This is a genomic window from Lacticaseibacillus suilingensis (genome assembly GCF_016861845.1).
In the GTDB taxonomy this organism is placed as follows: domain Bacteria; phylum Bacillota; class Bacilli; order Lactobacillales; family Lactobacillaceae; genus Lacticaseibacillus; species Lacticaseibacillus suilingensis.
Genome location: NZ_BOLV01000012.1, coordinates 29,443 through 45,592 on the forward strand (window position 1 = coordinate 29,443; position 16,150 = coordinate 45,592).

Annotated in this window: 18 protein-coding genes and 1 riboswitch; of the genes, 17 read left to right on the forward strand and 1 reads right to left on the reverse strand. The window is 54.2% G+C overall.

Annotation, left to right across the window (positions count from 1 at the left end; translation table 11 throughout):
• Positions 1–34: 34 nt before the first annotated feature.
• The 17 genes from JUF11_RS08285 to thiT all read left to right on the forward strand — a co-directional run bounded on the left by JUF11_RS08285 (position 35) and on the right by thiT (position 15,960).
• Positions 35–571: a TetR/AcrR family transcriptional regulator gene (locus JUF11_RS08285; RefSeq protein WP_204119186.1), complete on the forward strand. Its 537-nt coding sequence runs from the start codon at positions 35–37 to the stop codon at positions 569–571.
• Positions 555–1,610, forward strand: a complete 1,056-nt coding sequence (locus JUF11_RS08290) for an ABC transporter permease (protein WP_204119187.1) — start codon at positions 555–557, stop codon at positions 1,608–1,610. The genes JUF11_RS08285 and JUF11_RS08290 overlap by 17 nt, the downstream gene beginning before the upstream one ends.
• A gap of 2 nt (positions 1,611–1,612) precedes the next feature.
• Positions 1,613–2,293 carry an ABC transporter ATP-binding protein gene (locus tag JUF11_RS08295; protein WP_204119188.1) on the forward strand — a complete coding sequence of 227 codons (681 nt, stop codon included), beginning with the start codon at positions 1,613–1,615 and terminating at the stop codon, positions 2,291–2,293.
• 133 nt (positions 2,294–2,426) lie between these two features.
• Positions 2,427–3,785 carry a L,D-transpeptidase family protein gene (locus JUF11_RS08300; RefSeq protein ID WP_204119189.1) on the forward strand — a complete coding sequence of 453 codons (1,359 nt, stop codon included), beginning with the start codon at positions 2,427–2,429 and terminating at the stop codon, positions 3,783–3,785.
• Between the two features lie 57 nt (positions 3,786–3,842).
• Complete coding sequence (locus JUF11_RS08305; protein WP_204119190.1) at positions 3,843–5,138, forward strand: bifunctional folylpolyglutamate synthase/dihydrofolate synthase; 1,296 nt, start codon at positions 3,843–3,845, stop codon at positions 5,136–5,138.
• Positions 5,131–5,751 carry an HAD family hydrolase gene (locus JUF11_RS08310; protein WP_204119191.1) on the forward strand — a complete coding sequence of 207 codons (621 nt, stop codon included), beginning with the start codon at positions 5,131–5,133 and terminating at the stop codon, positions 5,749–5,751. Before JUF11_RS08305 ends, JUF11_RS08310 begins: the two co-directional genes overlap by 8 nt.
• Before the next feature lie 25 nt (positions 5,752–5,776).
• Positions 5,777–6,424, forward strand: a complete 648-nt coding sequence (gene radC, locus JUF11_RS08315) for a RadC family protein (protein ID WP_204119192.1) — start codon at positions 5,777–5,779, stop codon at positions 6,422–6,424.
• Positions 6,425–6,624: 200 nt separating this feature from the next.
• Positions 6,625–7,629 (forward strand): rod shape-determining protein, encoded by a 1,005-nt coding sequence (locus JUF11_RS08320; protein WP_125581107.1) that lies wholly within the window; start codon positions 6,625–6,627, stop codon positions 7,627–7,629.
• Positions 7,630–7,727: 98 nt separating this feature from the next.
• Positions 7,728–8,588 carry a rod shape-determining protein MreC gene (gene mreC / locus JUF11_RS08325; protein ID WP_204119193.1) on the forward strand — a complete coding sequence of 287 codons (861 nt, stop codon included), beginning with the start codon at positions 7,728–7,730 and terminating at the stop codon, positions 8,586–8,588.
• Between the two features lies 1 nt (position 8,589).
• Positions 8,590–9,120 carry a rod shape-determining protein MreD gene (gene mreD, locus JUF11_RS08330; RefSeq protein WP_204119194.1) on the forward strand — a complete coding sequence of 177 codons (531 nt, stop codon included), beginning with the start codon at positions 8,590–8,592 and terminating at the stop codon, positions 9,118–9,120.
• A gap of 16 nt (positions 9,121–9,136) precedes the next feature.
• A complete protein-coding gene (locus JUF11_RS08335; protein ID WP_204119195.1) occupies positions 9,137–9,796 on the forward strand; it encodes a septum site-determining protein MinC in 660 nt (219 codons plus the stop codon).
• Positions 9,796–10,587 (forward strand): septum site-determining protein MinD, encoded by a 792-nt coding sequence (gene minD / locus JUF11_RS08340; protein WP_204119196.1) that lies wholly within the window; start codon positions 9,796–9,798, stop codon positions 10,585–10,587. Before JUF11_RS08335 ends, minD begins: the two co-directional genes overlap by 1 nt.
• Before the next feature lie 460 nt (positions 10,588–11,047).
• Positions 11,048–11,704, forward strand: a complete 657-nt coding sequence (locus JUF11_RS08345; protein ID WP_204119197.1) for an amino acid ABC transporter permease — start codon at positions 11,048–11,050, stop codon at positions 11,702–11,704.
• A 12-nt stretch (positions 11,705–11,716) separates the two neighbouring features.
• Positions 11,717–12,358, forward strand: a complete 642-nt coding sequence (locus tag JUF11_RS08350) for an amino acid ABC transporter ATP-binding protein (RefSeq protein WP_204119198.1) — start codon at positions 11,717–11,719, stop codon at positions 12,356–12,358.
• Positions 12,355–13,164, forward strand: a complete 810-nt coding sequence (locus tag JUF11_RS08355) for an amino acid ABC transporter substrate-binding protein (protein ID WP_204119199.1) — start codon at positions 12,355–12,357, stop codon at positions 13,162–13,164. Before JUF11_RS08350 ends, JUF11_RS08355 begins: the two co-directional genes overlap by 4 nt.
• Positions 13,165–13,390: 226 nt before the next feature.
• Positions 13,391–14,824, forward strand: a complete 1,434-nt coding sequence (gene cls / locus JUF11_RS08360) for a cardiolipin synthase (protein ID WP_204119200.1) — start codon at positions 13,391–13,393, stop codon at positions 14,822–14,824.
• 380 nt (positions 14,825–15,204) lie between these two features.
• A riboswitch (TPP riboswitch) is annotated at positions 15,205–15,303 on the forward strand.
• 48 nt (positions 15,304–15,351) lie between these two features.
• The gene (thiT, locus tag JUF11_RS08365) at positions 15,352–15,960 is read left to right on the forward strand and encodes an energy-coupled thiamine transporter ThiT (RefSeq protein ID WP_204119201.1); all 609 of its coding nucleotides are present in this window, start codon (positions 15,352–15,354) and stop codon (positions 15,958–15,960) included.
• 66 nt (positions 15,961–16,026) lie between these two features.
• On the opposite strand, the gene JUF11_RS08370 is transcribed toward thiT, so the two are convergent.
• Positions 16,027–16,143, reverse strand: a complete 117-nt coding sequence (locus JUF11_RS08370; RefSeq protein WP_164507893.1) for a DUF4044 domain-containing protein — start codon at positions 16,141–16,143, stop codon at positions 16,027–16,029.
• Positions 16,144–16,150: the final 7 nt, after the last annotated feature.

A 16,150-nucleotide genomic window follows, 5' to 3' on the forward strand; every position in this document is an offset into this window, starting at 1 on the left:
AATTGACACGGTGTCACTTTGAAGGGAGACAATCATGGTATCCGCAACCTTTATGCATCTGAATGCCGCCAAACAAGCCCGGATTCGGGCTGCACTTAATCAAGAATTCAGTACTTATCCCGTGGCAGACGCCCAGGTGGCGCGAATTGTGGCCAGTGCCGGCATTGCCCGGGGGGCTTTTTACAAATACTTCACCGATCTGACCGATGCTTATCGATATCTGTTCGGCAGTGCGATGCAAACGATTCACGCTGGCCTTCATGTCGCCACTGCTGGCGGTTTTGATGCGGCCAATTATCTGGCCAATACCCGCCAGTTTCTGGTGGGGGTGCAGGTGAGTCCGTATCGGGCTTTGATGGTGATGCATTTCAAGGCCAATGAGGCGGTGCTACCGGCTCGGCCCACGCCGCCAACACCGGATGCTGCGGCCTGGGCGGCTGAGGTTCTGTGCCATCAAACCATCAAAGACGTCCTGTTAGCACCAGATACTGCGACCGTCCGCCTAGACCAGCTGGCAGCCGCCCTGCAAATTTTAGAAAATCGAGGCCCTGTGAATGTTTCTCGCGATTAAAGAAATTCGAAAAGAAAAGCTCCGCTCATCACTGATTGTGGCGATGATTGTGTTGATCAGTTATTTGATTTTTATCCTCACCAGCCTGGCCTTGGGCTTGGCTCAGCAAAACACGGATGCCATTGATTCCTGGCACGTTAAAACTGTGGTGCTGAATGCCAATGCCAATGTCGACATGCGGCAGTCGCTGCTAACCACGGACCAGGTAGGCACCTTGCCCAAGGATACCGCGGTGGTCGGTCAGGCCTCAGTCGCGGTGAAAGCCAAAGGCCACGAGCAGGTTTCGGCGACTTTCCTGGGGTTAAAAGCCAGTCAGTTCATCGCCAAAAATTTGACGGTGACCAGCGGCCGCAAGCCGACCAAAGCCAGTGAAGTGTTAGCCGATGATTCGCTGAAGCTCAAAGGCTACAAGCTCGGCAGTACCATCACGCTGAACGGCCTGGCCAAGCACTACACCATTGTCGGATTTACCAGTGGGGCGAAAATGAATATTGCGCCGGTGCTGTATGGCACTATGAGCGCTTGGCAAACCTTGAAAGGTGGCATGCCAAACCTTGCAGCCAGCGCAGTGGTGGCGCAGTCCGCCACCTTTAAGCTGGGTACCAGTGGCACTAAGGCCTATTCAACCGCCGCTTTCATTCAAAAATTACCCGGCTATTCCGCCCAGAATATGACCTTTGAGCTCATGATTGGCTTTTTGATGGTGATTTCGCTCATCATCATCGCGGTGTTCATGTACATCCTCACGATGCAAAAGTTGCCGAATTATGCCGTCTTGCGCGTGCAAGGCGTGCCGAGCCGCGTGCTGGTGCAAGCTACCTTGGCGCAGTCCTTGCTGCTGGTAGCAGCCGGGCTAGTTGGTGGCACCGTGCTCCTGATCATCACTGCGGTGGCGATGCCGGCAGTAGTGCCAATGGCCTTTTCCATGCCGCTGCTGTCCGCAGTGGGGGTCGGGCTGTTTGCAATGGGCCTGATTGGCGGGCTAATTCCCGTGCGGCGCGTGGTTAAGGTCGATCCGTTGACCGTGATAGGAGGTTAAACATGCCAGCATTAGCAGTTGAACAAGTGAATCAGATTTTTGGTCAAGGCACAGCGCGGGTGCAGGTGTTGCACGATGTGAATTTTGCCGCGGAATCCGGGCAACTCACGCTGATTGTGGGGCCTTCTGGCTCAGGCAAAACCACACTGTTGACGATTGCCGGGGGGCTCTTGACACCGACTAGTGGTCAGGTGCAAGTGGCTGGTGAAAGCTATCAGCAGCGCTCACCGAAGGAAAAAGAACAACTACGCTTGAATCAAATTGGCTTTGTGTTGCAGGCTTATCATTTACTGCCGTACTTGATGGTAGCAGATCAATTCAAACTGGTGGACCGCATTCGGCCTCAGGGCAACCTGGCACCGGCTGCGCTGACCCAGTTATTAACTGAGCTCGGCATCGCTGAGCTGTTAAATAAGTTCCCGAATGAGTTATCTGGCGGCCAGCAGCAGCGCGTCGCCATCGCTCGGGCGCTCTACCCCGATCCGGCCATCGTTTTGGCAGATGAACCCACGGCGGCGCTGGACAGTCCACGGGTGCAAGCGGTGGGGCAAATGCTTCATGATTTGGCCCATAACCGCAAAAAAGCGATTGTGGTGGTAACGCATGACGAACGCTTGCTGGGCTTTGCTGATGCCGTTTACAAAATGGAAGATGGCCGTTTGACCCAAATCAAGCAAGCTTAAATGGTTGCCCTTCTGCGACTTGGTTGCGGTATAATCAATCTGCATTGCAAGGCCTCTACGTACTTTTAGTAAGTATGTTATAATTGAGCCGGATTGAAAGTACCAAGTAAAAGTAACAAGTAGGGAGATTTCAATGAAGAAAAAAGGATGGATTATCACTTCTGTTATTGCCGTAGCGGTAGTCGCGGTTGCTGCCTTTTTCGGCGTCCGCAGCTCACACTATCGCGATCACTTTTTGCCTAAAACCGAGGTGATGGGGGTCACCATCGGCGGCAAAACCGTGAAAGCGGCCAATCAGACGTTAAAAGCCAAGCTAGGCAACGTCAATTATCAGTTGACGGATCAAGGCAAGACGGTGGCGACGGTGTCAGGTCAGGAATTGGGCCTCAATCGTGACTACACGGCGCTTTTGAATAAACTGATCAAAAAGCAAAATCCGTGGGGCTTTACCACCGTGGTGTTGGCTAAAGGCGAGCAGTCGGCCTTGGCCAGCAGCGCTGATCAAACGGCCATCAAGGCTTATGCCACCAGCGAAGCGCAAAGTCTGAACACCAATCGCACGGCGCCAGAAGATGCCAAAGTCACTGTGGAAAATGGCGATTACGTCATCCAAAAGGAAAAAGCCGGCAATCAGATTGACGCGACGAAGCTGGCCAATGAAATTGCCAGCACGATTCAAGCCAATCAGACCAAGGTGCAAGTGGCGAAAAGTTATGCGAAGCCTAAGGTCGTTAGCTCGGATTCCGAGCTCAAAGACGCGGTCACCAAGCTGAAAGCCATTAGCAAGATCAAAGCCGTGATCACCATCACCAATCACAAGGAAACCATCCCGACGGCCACGCTGCAGAGTTGGCTGAGTTATCAAGACGGCGCTGTAACAGTGAGTGAGTCAGGCGTGGCCAAGTATGTGGCAAGTCTGGCCACCAAGTACAACACCTACGACAAGTCGCGTCAGTTCCAGTCCACCAAGCGCGGCACTGTGACCGTGCCAGCCGGGATTTACGGCTGGAGTATTCGCCAGTCGGCCGAAACCAAAGCCTTGATTGAACTCATCAAAAAAGGCGCCGACTTCGACCAAACCGTGTTGTATCAAGGTACCGGCTATCATGCTGATGGCACTGATATCGGCAACACCTACATTGAAGTGGATAAAGTCAACCAGCACGAATGGTTCTACAAGAATGGTCAACTCGTGATGGAATCTGACGTGGTCACCGGGAAGCCTTCGACGCCAACGCCGAGTGGGGTCTTCGATATCTGGTCCAAGCAGCGTAATGCCACTTTGGTCGGTGAGGACTATAAGACGCCAGTCAGTTACTGGATGCCCATTGACAACACCGGCGTGGGTCTGCATGACGCCTCGTGGCAGCCAACGTTTGGCGGGGACTGGTACTTGAAACACGGCTCACATGGCTGTGTCAACCAGCCGCCAGCCTTCATCGCTAAGCTCTGGAATGTCGTTTCCGTCGGCACACCAGTCGTGGTATTCTAAATTTAAGCAAAAGCCGTTTGCGCAGGCAGGCGGCTTTTTTGGTAGGGAGGTTTATTCGTGAAGACATACGAAGCAACGGTGGCGGCGATTCATGCGCTGCCCCGCTTGGCTAAAACCGGCGATCATGAGCGGTTGCTCACGCTGCTGGCGGCGTTGGGTAATCCGCAAACCGGCCGGTATGTGCATGTGACCGGCACCAATGGCAAAGGCTCCACCAGTTCAGCCATTGCCCATATTTTGGAAGCCAGTGGGTTGACCGTGGGCTTATTTACCTCGCCGTTTATTATGCGGTTCAACGAGCGCATCATGATTAATCATCAACCCATTGCCGATGCGGCGTTGGTCGAGGCGGCGGCGACAGTGGATGCGGCGCTGAAGCAAGTCCGGCTGCAGCAACCGAATTTTGCCGTCACGGAATTCGAATACATCACAGCGCTGGCGTTTTGGTATTTTCACGCGCAACACGTTGATCTGGCGGTAATCGAAGTCGGAATCGGCGGCGACACCGACTCGACGAATGTCATCGATCCCCTAGTGTCCGTGATTACCAGCGTAGGTTTGGATCATGCCGCGCTGCTTGGACCGACCCTGACCAGTGTGGCGCGCCATAAAGCGGGCATCATCAAACCCCAGCGGCCGGTAGTTACCGCCGCTTTACCAGCCGAGGCGATGGTTGAGGTCAAAAAGCGCGTTGCCCTGACCGGCAGTCGGTGGCTGGTGGAAGGCCAAGATTTTGCCGCTCCTCATGCGCAGCTTGAGGGCTGGGGCCAACGGTTTGATTTTTCAAGGCCAGGGCAGGCGGTTTTGCGCCATCTGCACATTCCGTTGGTCGGCGCGTATCAGGTTAACAATGCCAGTTTGGCGATTGTCGCCAGTCAACTCGCGGCGACGGCCGTTGAGTGGCCATTGCCTGCCAATGCCATCAGGGCCGGCCTGATCGCCAGCACCTGGCCGGCGCGGATGGAAAAAATCAGTGATGACCCGCTGATCGTAATTGATGGCGCCCATAATCCGCAAGGCATCAAAGCGATGCTCAGCGCGGCGAAGCTGGTGTTTGGGGCGCAGCGTGTGACACTGATCATCGGCGTTTTGAAAGACAAAGATGTGCCTACCATGGTGCGGGAGTTGGAATCCGCGCATGTCCGGCTGTGGCTAGTGCCGGTGCCAGATAACCCGCGCGCTAGCGCCATCAGTGACTACCCCGATGCTGACCGGTTGCGGAGCTTTACGAGCTGGCAGGCAGCCTTAGCCGCACATTTGGACGAGGAGCCAGATGAACCGGTTATCATTGCCGGTTCTTTGTACCTGGCCAGTGCAGTGCGGCAGACGCTGCTAGGGGCCGCGCATGCTTAAGGCGGTTTTATTTGATTTGGATGGCACCTTGGTGGATACCGAGCGGTTGTATTTGCAGGCGAATGCCGCGGCTTCCGCACAACTGGGCCAGCCGCTGCCAGCGGCGGCTTTTCAGCGCTTGGTGGGCACGGGTGACCTGCGGCAGAATGCTTGGCTTCAGCAACAGTTCGGCGCCGGGCTAGAAGCTTTTATTCGCCTTAGCGATGAGCTGTTTGAGCAACAGCTTGGGTCGGTGTCAGCGCTCCCAGGGGCCACTCAACTGCTGAACCACCTGCACCAGCGTGGGATTCAGTTGGGATTGGTGACGGTCAGCCCCAGCACTTATGTGAACAATATCGTCACGCAGCAGCCTTGGCCCCAGTTTGACGTGACCGTCACCGGTGAGGTTGGGGCGAGTAAACCAGCGCCGGATTTATACCAGCGTGCTTTAAGCCAGCTGGCCTTGCCCACTCCCGCAGTGGTGGCAGTGGAGGATACCCCAGCAGGCGTGACTGCTGCTAATGCCGCAGGGCTGCGCTGTCTGCAAGTGCACGATTTGGCGCCGGCCAGTGCAAAGGCGACCGCCGTTTTACCAGATTTGGTGGCGGTGGCGGCTTGGCTGCGGAACGCGTAATCTCTTCGTGAGAGGGGATGAGGGCATGCAGCCACGAGAGCTGATGTTGGCGCATGGGGCACAGGTACTTTCGGATGTGCAGTTGCTAGAGGTGTTGATTGGCGCTGGCGGACGCGGACACTCCAAAACGGTGATTGCCGAGGCCTTGCTGGGGACCTTCCCCCGGTTAAAAGACATGGGTAGCGCCAGTTTGGAAGAGCTGATGGCGATCAGTGGCATTGGGCTGAGCAAGGCCAGTTTATTGGCCGCGAGTATCGAATTGGGCCAACGGGTGCAGCAGCGCCAATCGCTACGCTTTGGCCAGATTTTGGGGGCCGAAGCGCTGGGTCAGGAAATGATGGCCCGGCTGGCTGGAGCCAAAGAAGAGTACCTTTTGGTGATTTTTCTTGATGTCAAAAACGCCATTATCCAAGAGCTGGAGCTTAGTCATGGCGGCGTCGACAAATCAGTGGCCGATCCCCGGGTGGTGTTTCGCCTGGCTCTGCGGATGAATGCTTCCAAGCTGATTTTGGTGCACAATCACCCCAGCGGCGATTCCCATCCTAGCGCCATGGATATTGACCTCACCCAGCGTTTTGCCGCGGCTGGTGCTTTGATTGGCATCGCGGTGGTGGATCACCTCATTGTCGGAGCGCAAAATTTTTACTCCTTCAGCATGGAGCATCAGCTCTAAGCGTGAGTGTTTGAATAAAGGTAAAGAAACGCGACCTTGGTTAAGGCAAGGCGGGTTAAAGGGTACAATCTAAAGTGATCACAGCGGGCATTTTTTAAACGCTGCCGCGCATTTCTGCGGAGCGCCCGGTGCGAGGGTTAGGCGTTATATGCTATAATGCCTAGGACTAGAAAAACGGATCACTTTAAGGAGAGAACGTCTTGCTTGGATTAGGATCGAAAAACATCGGAATTGACTTGGGGACCGCAAACACCTTGGTGTATGTGGATGGCAAAGGCATTGTCACCAATGAGCCTTCTGTCGTGGCTAAGAATACCCAAACTGAAGAAATCATTGCCGTGGGTGAAGAAGCCCGGGCCATGATTGGCCGCACGCCGGCCAATATTGCAGCGATCCGGCCCATGAAAGATGGCGTCATCGCGGATTATGACACGACGGCAGCAATGCTGAAGTACTTCATGAATAAAGCGCTCGGTGGGAAGGCCAACCATCCGCAAGTGATGATTTGTGTGCCAAGCGGCGTGACCGAAGTGGAAAAGCGCGCCGTGATTGATGCGGCCAAAGTGGCTGGCGCCAAGGATGCTTTTGTGATTGAGGAACCTTACGCCGCGGCGATTGGTGCCGGTTTGCCGGTGATGGATCCAACCGGGAGCATGGTCGTGGATATCGGCGGTGGGACCACCGATGTTGCCACTATCTCCTTAGGTGGGATTGTGTCCAGCCGTTCAATTCGCATGGCTGGCGATAAAATCGACGAAGCTATCATTACTTACATTCGGCAGCACTTCAACTTGCTGATTGGTGAACGCACCGCGGAAGAAATCAAGATTCAAATTGGTTGTGCTTCTCCTGAAGCTGCCAAGGAACTTGACGATATGTCTATTCGTGGGCGCGATTTGCTGACGGGTTTGCCGAAGACAGAAAACATCGCGGCGCTGGACGTGGCCAAGGCCATCAGCGAAATTGTGCAGGCCATCATCGATGCCATCAAGGATACGCTGGAAGAAACGTCGCCAGAAATTGCGGCGGACGTGATCGATCACGGCATCGTGCTTACCGGTGGCGGTGCCCAGTTGAAGCATCTCGCTGAGGTCATTTCTGATGCCACCAAAGTGCCGGTCTTCATCGCGCAAGACCCGCTGGAATGTGTGGCCATTGGGACTGGCGAATCACTGAAGAATATTGATGTCTTAAAGAAACACTGATCCTCGCCCGCAGCTGCAGGCACCCGTGGCCGGTCCGATCGTCTTATTGGGGCCGGCTTTTTGAGTGATAGGCGTGAACTGGAACGAAGGAGCGACTCATGCAAAAGTTCTTCTCAAACAAAAAATTAATCGTGTTGATGATCGCACTGCTCCTGAGCGTCGGCTTGATGTTCACCTCCATGGCGGTTCGCAACAATCGTAGCGCCCCGCCGTTGGTGCAACAAATTGGCAATGACATTGTCGGCATTGGCGGTCGGATTGTGTCAGGCCCGGCGAATTTTGTCAAAGGCGGGCTGGATGACGTGAACGATTTGCTCAACGCGTATCAGGAAAACAAGCAACTGAAAACTAAACTGACCAGCTTAGCCCAAACCAAGGTCCGCAACCAAACCTTGAGCCGAGAAAATCAGGCGCTGAAAAAGCAACTGAAATTGAACGCCACTTTGACCGATTACGATCAAATTTCGGCCACGGTGATGATGCGCAGTCCTAGCGACTGGCAAAACATCATCATCATCAACAAAGGCTCCGGGGCTGGCGTGACCAAGGGGATGCCGGTGATGGCCGGGGCCGGTCTGGCCGGCCGGGTGGTGGAAGTGGCTAAGACAAATGCCAAGGTCGAAATGCTTTCCACTGATAATAAATCCGCTGACCGCTTTGCCGCGCAGATTACCACCGGCTCTGGCCAGGTGGTCAATGGCGTGATTACCGGCTATTCCGTGAAGAAAAATCAGCTGATTTTAGGGCAAATCAACACGGAAGAAAACGTCAAAAAAGGCCAAAAGGTCATTACTTCTGGCTTAGGTGCCAGCACCCCCAAAGGGCTCTTGATTGGGACCGTGGCCAGTGTCAAGAAGGATGATTTCGGTTTGGCCAACACGGTGTATGTCAAACCGGCGGCGAACTTCAATGATCTCTCGGTGGTCACCGTGATTAATCGCACGATTTCAGGTGAGTAACATGATCACAGAGAAGAAGTTCAGGGGTCATGGCTGGATTATCCTGTTGCTGTTTGTGTGCTTATTGATCGATGGCACCCTGGCTCAGACGTTGGCACAGTTCATCATGACGGGGACCTTTTATGGCGTCCCGCATTTGACGTTGATGGCGCTAGTGATGACGGCGTTGCTGCTCCCGGAAGAGGTCTATATCGTGCCGATGGCCATCGGCTTCGGTTTGATTTTCGATAGCTATTACACCGGCATGCTTGGGGTCAATACCTTGCTTTGGCCGCTGATTGTCTATGTGGTGCGGCAGGTGGAACCGGTGATTCCGAAAAAGCCGTTTTACCTGGGTAGTGTGATGGTGATTGTGCTGACGGTGGCGGCAGTGGCCGATTATGCCATTAATCAGTTTCTGGGGGTGGCCAACGGGTCGGTGATTATTCTGATTGCCAACCACATTGGCCCAGGGCTGATGGTGAATGTGATTCTTTTCGCCGTCGCATATTTGCCTTTGCACCGAATATTGATAAACTTAAGGATAGATTAACGTTGGGGGTGGCGTCTTGGAGGCTGTCACATTAAAAGGCCGCAAAAGCGGCTTTGAGCTGCAATTTAGAGCAGCATCGAGTATTGAGGAAATCACCGCGCAGCTGGCAACCTTGCTGGCGCGCCTCTCCGCTGATACAGAAAATACTGGCGAAGTCGAATTTGTGATTGAAACTGGCGACCGGCTCCTGGACGAAAGTCAGGCCCAAGCCATTCAGCAGGTCTTTGCCCAGTATCCGCATTTCACCATTGGCGCCATTCATGCTGACGTGGCCGCCATTGCGCCGCTGAAGGCGCGCTTGGCGGCCCAGGCCACGCATTTAGTGGGTGGAGTTTTGCGGTCAGGGCAAGAGGCCAATTACAGCGGCGATGTGCTGTTTCTGGGGACGTTGCACCAAGGCGCGACGCTACGCACCACCGGGAGCATTTTTGTGATGGGCACGGTGGAAGGCCTGCTGATTGCCGGGGCTGATGGGGCGCAGGACGCGGTGATTGCCGGTGATATCAGCAAGGCCGGTCAAATTCGCATTGCTGATACCATCGAAATTATCGATAAGAACACTTATGGCCCTGAAACGACCAGCTACATCAACGACCTGCATGTGCTCACCCATGGGCAAACCGCCGGCCTCAGTGAGTTGCGGCCAAAACTGTTCCGTAAACTGGAGGAATTGTAATGGGAAAGTCATTAGTTATTACCTCGGGTAAAGGCGGTGTCGGCAAAACGACCACCACTGCCAACATCGGGACGGCCTTGGCCCTGCAAGGTAAACGGGTGGTGCTCATGGATCTCGACATCGGGCTGCGCAACTTGGATGTCGTGCTGGGGTTATCTAACCGCATTATTTACGATATCGTCGATGTGGCCACCGGCCGGGCGAAAATTCACCAGGCGTTGATCAAGGACAAGCGCTTCGACGATAAACTTTACATACTGCCGGCCGCTCAAAATGCAGAAAAAGATTCGCTGGAGCCGGAGCAGGTGAAGGCGATTGTGGAAGAACTGCGCCCAGAATTTGACTACCTGATTCTCGATTCCCCAGCCGGCATTGAACAAGGCTTCCGCAATGCGGTGGAAGGGGCAGATGGCGCGATTGTGGTCACCACCCCAGAAATCAGCGCCGTGTCCGACGCCGACCGCGTTGTGGGGCTGCTTGAGCAGCGCGATATGGTCTATCCGCCTAGGTTGGTGATCAATCGGATTCGCCAGCACATGATGGCCGATGGCCGCGCGATGGATATCGATGAAATCACGCAGCACCTTGGCATTGATTTACTTGGCATCATTTTGGATGATGATGGCGTCATTGAAACTTCGAACAAAGGCGAAACTGTGGTGATGGATCCCGATGACCCGGCCAGCCAGGGCTACCGCAATATTGCGCGCCGGTTGCTGGGCGAAAGTGTGCCACTGATGAACATTGAACAGAAAAAAGTGGGCTTTTGGCATCGCCTTTTTCATCGTTAGGCTTGACAAGCGGCAAAAACAAGGTATGATAAGCACAATCATTTAAAAACGTTGAGTGGAAATGGTGCATTGGTCGACGATCAGCGACTCTGGGAGAGTGGAAGCCAGAGACGTCGCCTTGCATCTCACATCCATGAGTGCCTGGTTGAAAGTAGTAGGTCAGGTCGGTTGGGCTCGTTATCGCCGTGGTTGAAAAACGACATGAGGTTGGCTTGGTGACAGGTCAACGAGCATGAGGTGGCACCGCGGCATTCAAGTCGCCCTCATTCAGGCAATTCGCCTGAGTGGGGGCTTTTTTGTTCCCGGTGGATTTTTCAACCACGTGAGGTCTTGTTGGTGACAGCAAGGCGAAGTGAGGTGGCACCACGCAGAAGCGTCCTCTTGTACAAACGTACAGGAGGGCGCTTTTTGCGCTCATTCAACGATTAACCTGCTGCAGAAGCGGCAAAAGGAGGACATTATGGATTATGTGATTTCGATCTTACCAGCATTACTTTCCGGGGTTCAAATGACCTTGGCTGTGTTTGCCATCACTCTGCTGGGGGCCATTCCGCTGGGCATGATTGTGGCCGTCGGGTTGCTGTATCGCGGCAAAAATCCACTGGCGGTTGCCGGTAAAGGCTTGCTTAACGGCTATATCTGGTTATTCCGCGGCACACCACTGTTGCTGCAATTGATTTTCGTGTTTTACGGGTTGCCGCTGGTTCACATTGTCTTCGATCGCTTCTCGGCGGTGATTTTCACCTTCATTCTCAACTACGCCGCTTATTTCGCGGAAATATACCGCGGCGGGTTCGGCGCTATTGAAGAAGGGCAGTTCGAAGCCGCTAGCGTGCTGAACCTGACCCGCTGGCAAACCTTGCGTTATGTCGTCATTCCCCAAGTCCTGAAAGTGGTGCTCCCTTCCATGGGGAATGAAGTGATCAACCTGGTCAAAGACTCTAGCTTGGTCTACGTGATTGGCCTAGGTGACTTGCTCCGCGCCGGGGAAGTGGCGACGGCGCGCGATGTCACCCTGGTGCCGCTGGTGCTGGTGGCGCTGCTTTACTTGATCATGACGCTGGTGTTAACCCTGCTTCAGCGCCGCGTTGAAAAAGCCTTTAGCTACTACAAATAAGGAGGTCATCACATGTTAGAACTCAAAAATATCACGAAAAAATTTGGTGACCAAACCGTTTTGGGCGGCGTTGATGTTACCATTGCGGACCAGAAAACCCTCGCCATCGTTGGCCCCAGTGGCGCCGGGAAAACCACGCTGCTGCGCATCATCGCTGGGCTGACGCCAGCGGATAGCGGCGAGATGATTTGGAACGGTGAACCCACCACCGCCGCCAAAATGCGGCAAGCGGGCTTGATCGGCGTTGTGTTCCAGGGTTTTGAATTATTCCCCAATCTGACGGTCCGGCGCAATTTGACCCTGGCGCCTACCTTGCAAGGCACCAGCGCTGCGGCCGCAACGGCGCAGGCGGATCAATTGCTCGCCGAGCTCGATTTAACGGCCCAGGCGGATGCTTACCCGTTTTCCTTGTCAGGGGGGCAAAAGCAGCGGGTCGCCATTGCCCGCGCCTTGGCCTTGAAGCCGAAGATTTTGCTCTATGACGAACCCACTTCGGCGCTGGATCCTAACTTGCGCCAATCAGTGGCGGATCTGATTAACAGCGTGAAGGCGCAAGGGATGACCCAAGTGGTGGTGACCCACGATATGGACTTTGCGCAGGCGGTGGCGGATGAAACACTGACGGTGGCCAAACTTGGAGGTGGGGAAGCGTGAAAAAGCGAATAGTTGCCCTGCTGGTGCTCGTGCTGGCTGTCGTGAGTGCTGCTGGCTGCGCCCGCACCGTGGTGAAAAATAGTTGGCCGCGTATTCAGCAAACCAAAAAAGTTGTGATCGGACTTGATGATAGTTTTGTGCCGATGGGTTTTCGCCAAAAAGACGGCACGCTTAGTGGTTACGATATTGACCTGGCCAAAGCCGTGTTCAAGCTGTACGGCATCACGCCGAGCTTTCAAACCATCGATTGGTCAATGAAGGAAACCGAATTGCGTAATCAGACGATTGATTTGATTTGGAATGGCTACACGGTCACCCCAGAGCGGGCCAAACAAGTGGGCTTTTCCAAGGCCTATCTGCTGAACCACCAGGTGCTGGTCACGAAGGCCAATGCCAATATCAAGTCCTTTGCTGATATGAAAGGCAAAACGCTGGGGGTCCAAACCAGCTCCAGCGGCGCCGCGGATCTGGATGGTGAGCCGAAGAAGCTGAAGAATTTGATTGCCAAACAAACGCCAGTGCTTTACGACACCTTCGATGATGCGTTCTTGGATCTCAACGCTGGACGGATTCAAGGTATTTTGATCGACCAGGTGTATGCTGACTACTATGTCAAACACCAAAGCGACCCGAGCGCTTATCGCGTGGTCGCCGGCGACTTCCCGCCGGAAGATTTCGCTGTGGGCTTGCGTAAAACCGATACCACCCTGCAAGCGAAGATCAATGATGGGTTAAAGGTTTTGGCCAAAAATGGCACGCTGGAAAAGATCAACGAGAAATGGTTCGGCGAGAAATCGGTGGATTAGGGAGGAATGGCCTGGTGCCATTCTTTTTTTGATTCAGAGGCGCTCGCCCTTGCTAGCACGATATTGGCTGCGATTGCCGGATCGATGTTATTTAACTTGTGATGATTTTTATTGCCCCGGCTGCCAGATGAATTGAAACGTTATTCGCCACTTGTTTTAATCAACGTCTGGATGGGCTTGCCCTGTGGTATTATGAATAAAACGATAAGTGGAGGAGGGATGCCGGATGTGGCTGGAGACACTTCTGGTTGTCATCGTGGTCGTCAATGCGGCATCAGCCATCGTGACGGTGTTTCGGCAGCCGCGCGATATTGCAGCGACTTGGGCATGGCTGCTGGTTTTGATGTTGATTCCGGTGCTCGGCTTTGTGCTGTACTGGTTATTTGGGCGGAAGTTGTCGACCAACAAACTGAATGCCCTGGCCACGCAGCAACGGCTCGGGATTGATCAAATGGTGGCGGCCCAGCAAGAAGCGGTTGAGTTGAGCCAAGACCAAGGCGCTAATTCGCCGTTTGCTGGCGCGCCGGAGTTGGTGCGGACCCTGCTGAAGGCAGATGGAGCCTTGATCACGACGATGAATGACGTGCAGTTGATTTTTGATCGCACTGAATTTAGTCGCCGGTTATTTGCCGATTTGGAAGCCGCGCAGCACCATATCCATATTGAGGCTTACACCATTGCCCCTGATGCCCATGGCCAGGCGTTGGTGCAGTTGTTGGTCAAAAAAGTCGAAGCTGGCGTGCGGGTGCGCGTCATTTACGATACCTTTGGTTCCCATCGGCTTAATCGAAATTTTTGGCGGCCTTTGATCGCGGCTGGCGGCATGGTGGAGCCATTTATTGCCACTAAGCTCGGCCGGGCCAATTTGCGGATCAACTTTCGCAATCACCGCAAAATCACGGTGATTGATGGCCGGGTAGGGTACATGGGGGGGTTTGATATTGGCTCGTCTTCGCGCAAATATCTCATCACCCAAGACACGCAGTTGCGCATCAGCGGTCAGGCGGTGGCGTCGTTGCAGGCGCGGTTCTTCATGGATTGGAACACCACCGCGCGCATTAAAAAAGTGCATTTCCAGCGCGCTTATTTTCCGGAATCACATGATACCGGCCGGACCACCATGCAGATTGTCAGTGGCGGGCCAGAGCAGGATCTAGAAGCCATCAAGTTGGGAGATCTGCGGCTTTTGGCTTTAGCTAAGCGCCGGATCTGGGTGCAATCACCATTCTTCGTGCCAGATGATAGCTTATTGGACGGGTTAATTCTTGCCGCCCAAAGTGGCATGGACGTGCGGCTGATGGTGCCCAAACAAACCAACCAACCGCTAATGGCCAAAGCCACGGCCTTTTATTTGAACCGTTTGGCGAAGCACGGTGTGAAAGTTTACCGCTATGATGCCGGCTTTTTGCACCGGAAAGTCATCATTGTCGACAGTCAGTATCTCATGACCGGGTCGCCTAATCTGGATGTTCGCAGTTTCAAGTTGAATTTTGAAATTGCGGCCTTCATCTATGACCAGGCGCTGGCTGAACGCGCCGAGCGCCAGTTCAAGCTCGATTTGCAGCAGGCGACCGCCTATACTTACGCCGAGGTCAAGAGCCAGACCCGGTGGCATCAAATGGGCACCGAATTGGCTCGGTTGTTTGCCCCGATTCTATAAGCTTGAGTGCTGCCTGTCAGGCTAAAAGCGGTCACCCTCCGTAGCCTTTAGTTGCGCTGCGCTGGGCAACGCCCGAGCAGCTAGCTACAGCCAGGGCTTCGAAGTCAAAGTGCGACTTCAACGCGCTGGCTTAGGCTACCTGTCGGGCTAAGGGCGCCCAGCTCCGCAGCCTGTAGTTGCGCTGCGGGTGGCCAACGCCTGAGCAGCTAGCTACGCCGGAAGCCTCACCGCCAAAAATCGGCGGCAATGCTTCCGGCTAGGCTAACTGTCAGGCTAAAAGCGGCCACCCTCCGCAGCCTGCTCTGCAGCCTGGTGCTTTTTCTTGACTTTGGTAAGCGGTCCCTTATAATGGGTTTTGCACAAGTAAATAGTTGTCCGGGACCAACGCAAAGGGGAGCCATTGGCTGAGAGTGGGCATTTGCCCAGACCCTTCGAACCTGTTCGTTAATACGAGCGTAGGAATTGCGGTGTCGATATTTATCGACCTTCTTTGTGGCTGGCTCCCAGCACACGAAGGAGGTTTTTTGATGTCTAAAACGATGTCACGTTTGATTGTTCTAATGGAAATTGCGGTGATTGCCGCTTTCGCGATGGCGCTGGAATATGTGCCTCACAAAACGGGGATTTCTAGCGTGGAAATGAGCTACGGCTTGATTCCGATTACCGTGCTGGCGCTGCGTCGGGGGTTAGGCGCGGGGATGGCCGCGGGGCTCACCTGGGGCGTGCTCGACGTCTTTTTGATCGGCTTCAGCGAAGGTTCAGTGCTGAATCCGCTTCAAGGCTTTTTGGAATATCCGATTGCTTTTGCGGTGGCCGGCTTGGGCGGGTTGCTTTATCCGCAATTTCAAAAGGCACTGCATGAGAATAAGCCCAAAACCATCCTGGCGACGGCTTGGCTGGCGGTGCTGATCGGTACGGCGGCCAAGTATTTCTGCCATTTCTTAGCCGGTTGGGTATTCTGGGGTTCTTACGCGCCTAAAGGCATGCCGGCTTGGCTCTATTCGCTGGCCATCAATGGTGGCTCAGCGATTGCGACCGGCCTGGTGACCTTGATTGTGGTGACTGTGCTACTGCGAACCGTGCGCAAGGCGTTGTTCCAGCCCAAAACCGCGACCCAGTTTCAACCCCAACATTAGCTAGCAAAAAAGCGTTGTCCTCGGCCATGTGCAGGCTGGGGGCAACGCTTTTTTGATATGAATGGGTTAAAGGCTGCCCATTGCTTGCAGGGCTAAAACCAAAACCCCAAAGACGGTGACGATCAGCATGGCCCATGTTGCGATATGGGTAATATACCAAAACTTAGAACGCTTTTGCTTCACCAGTATC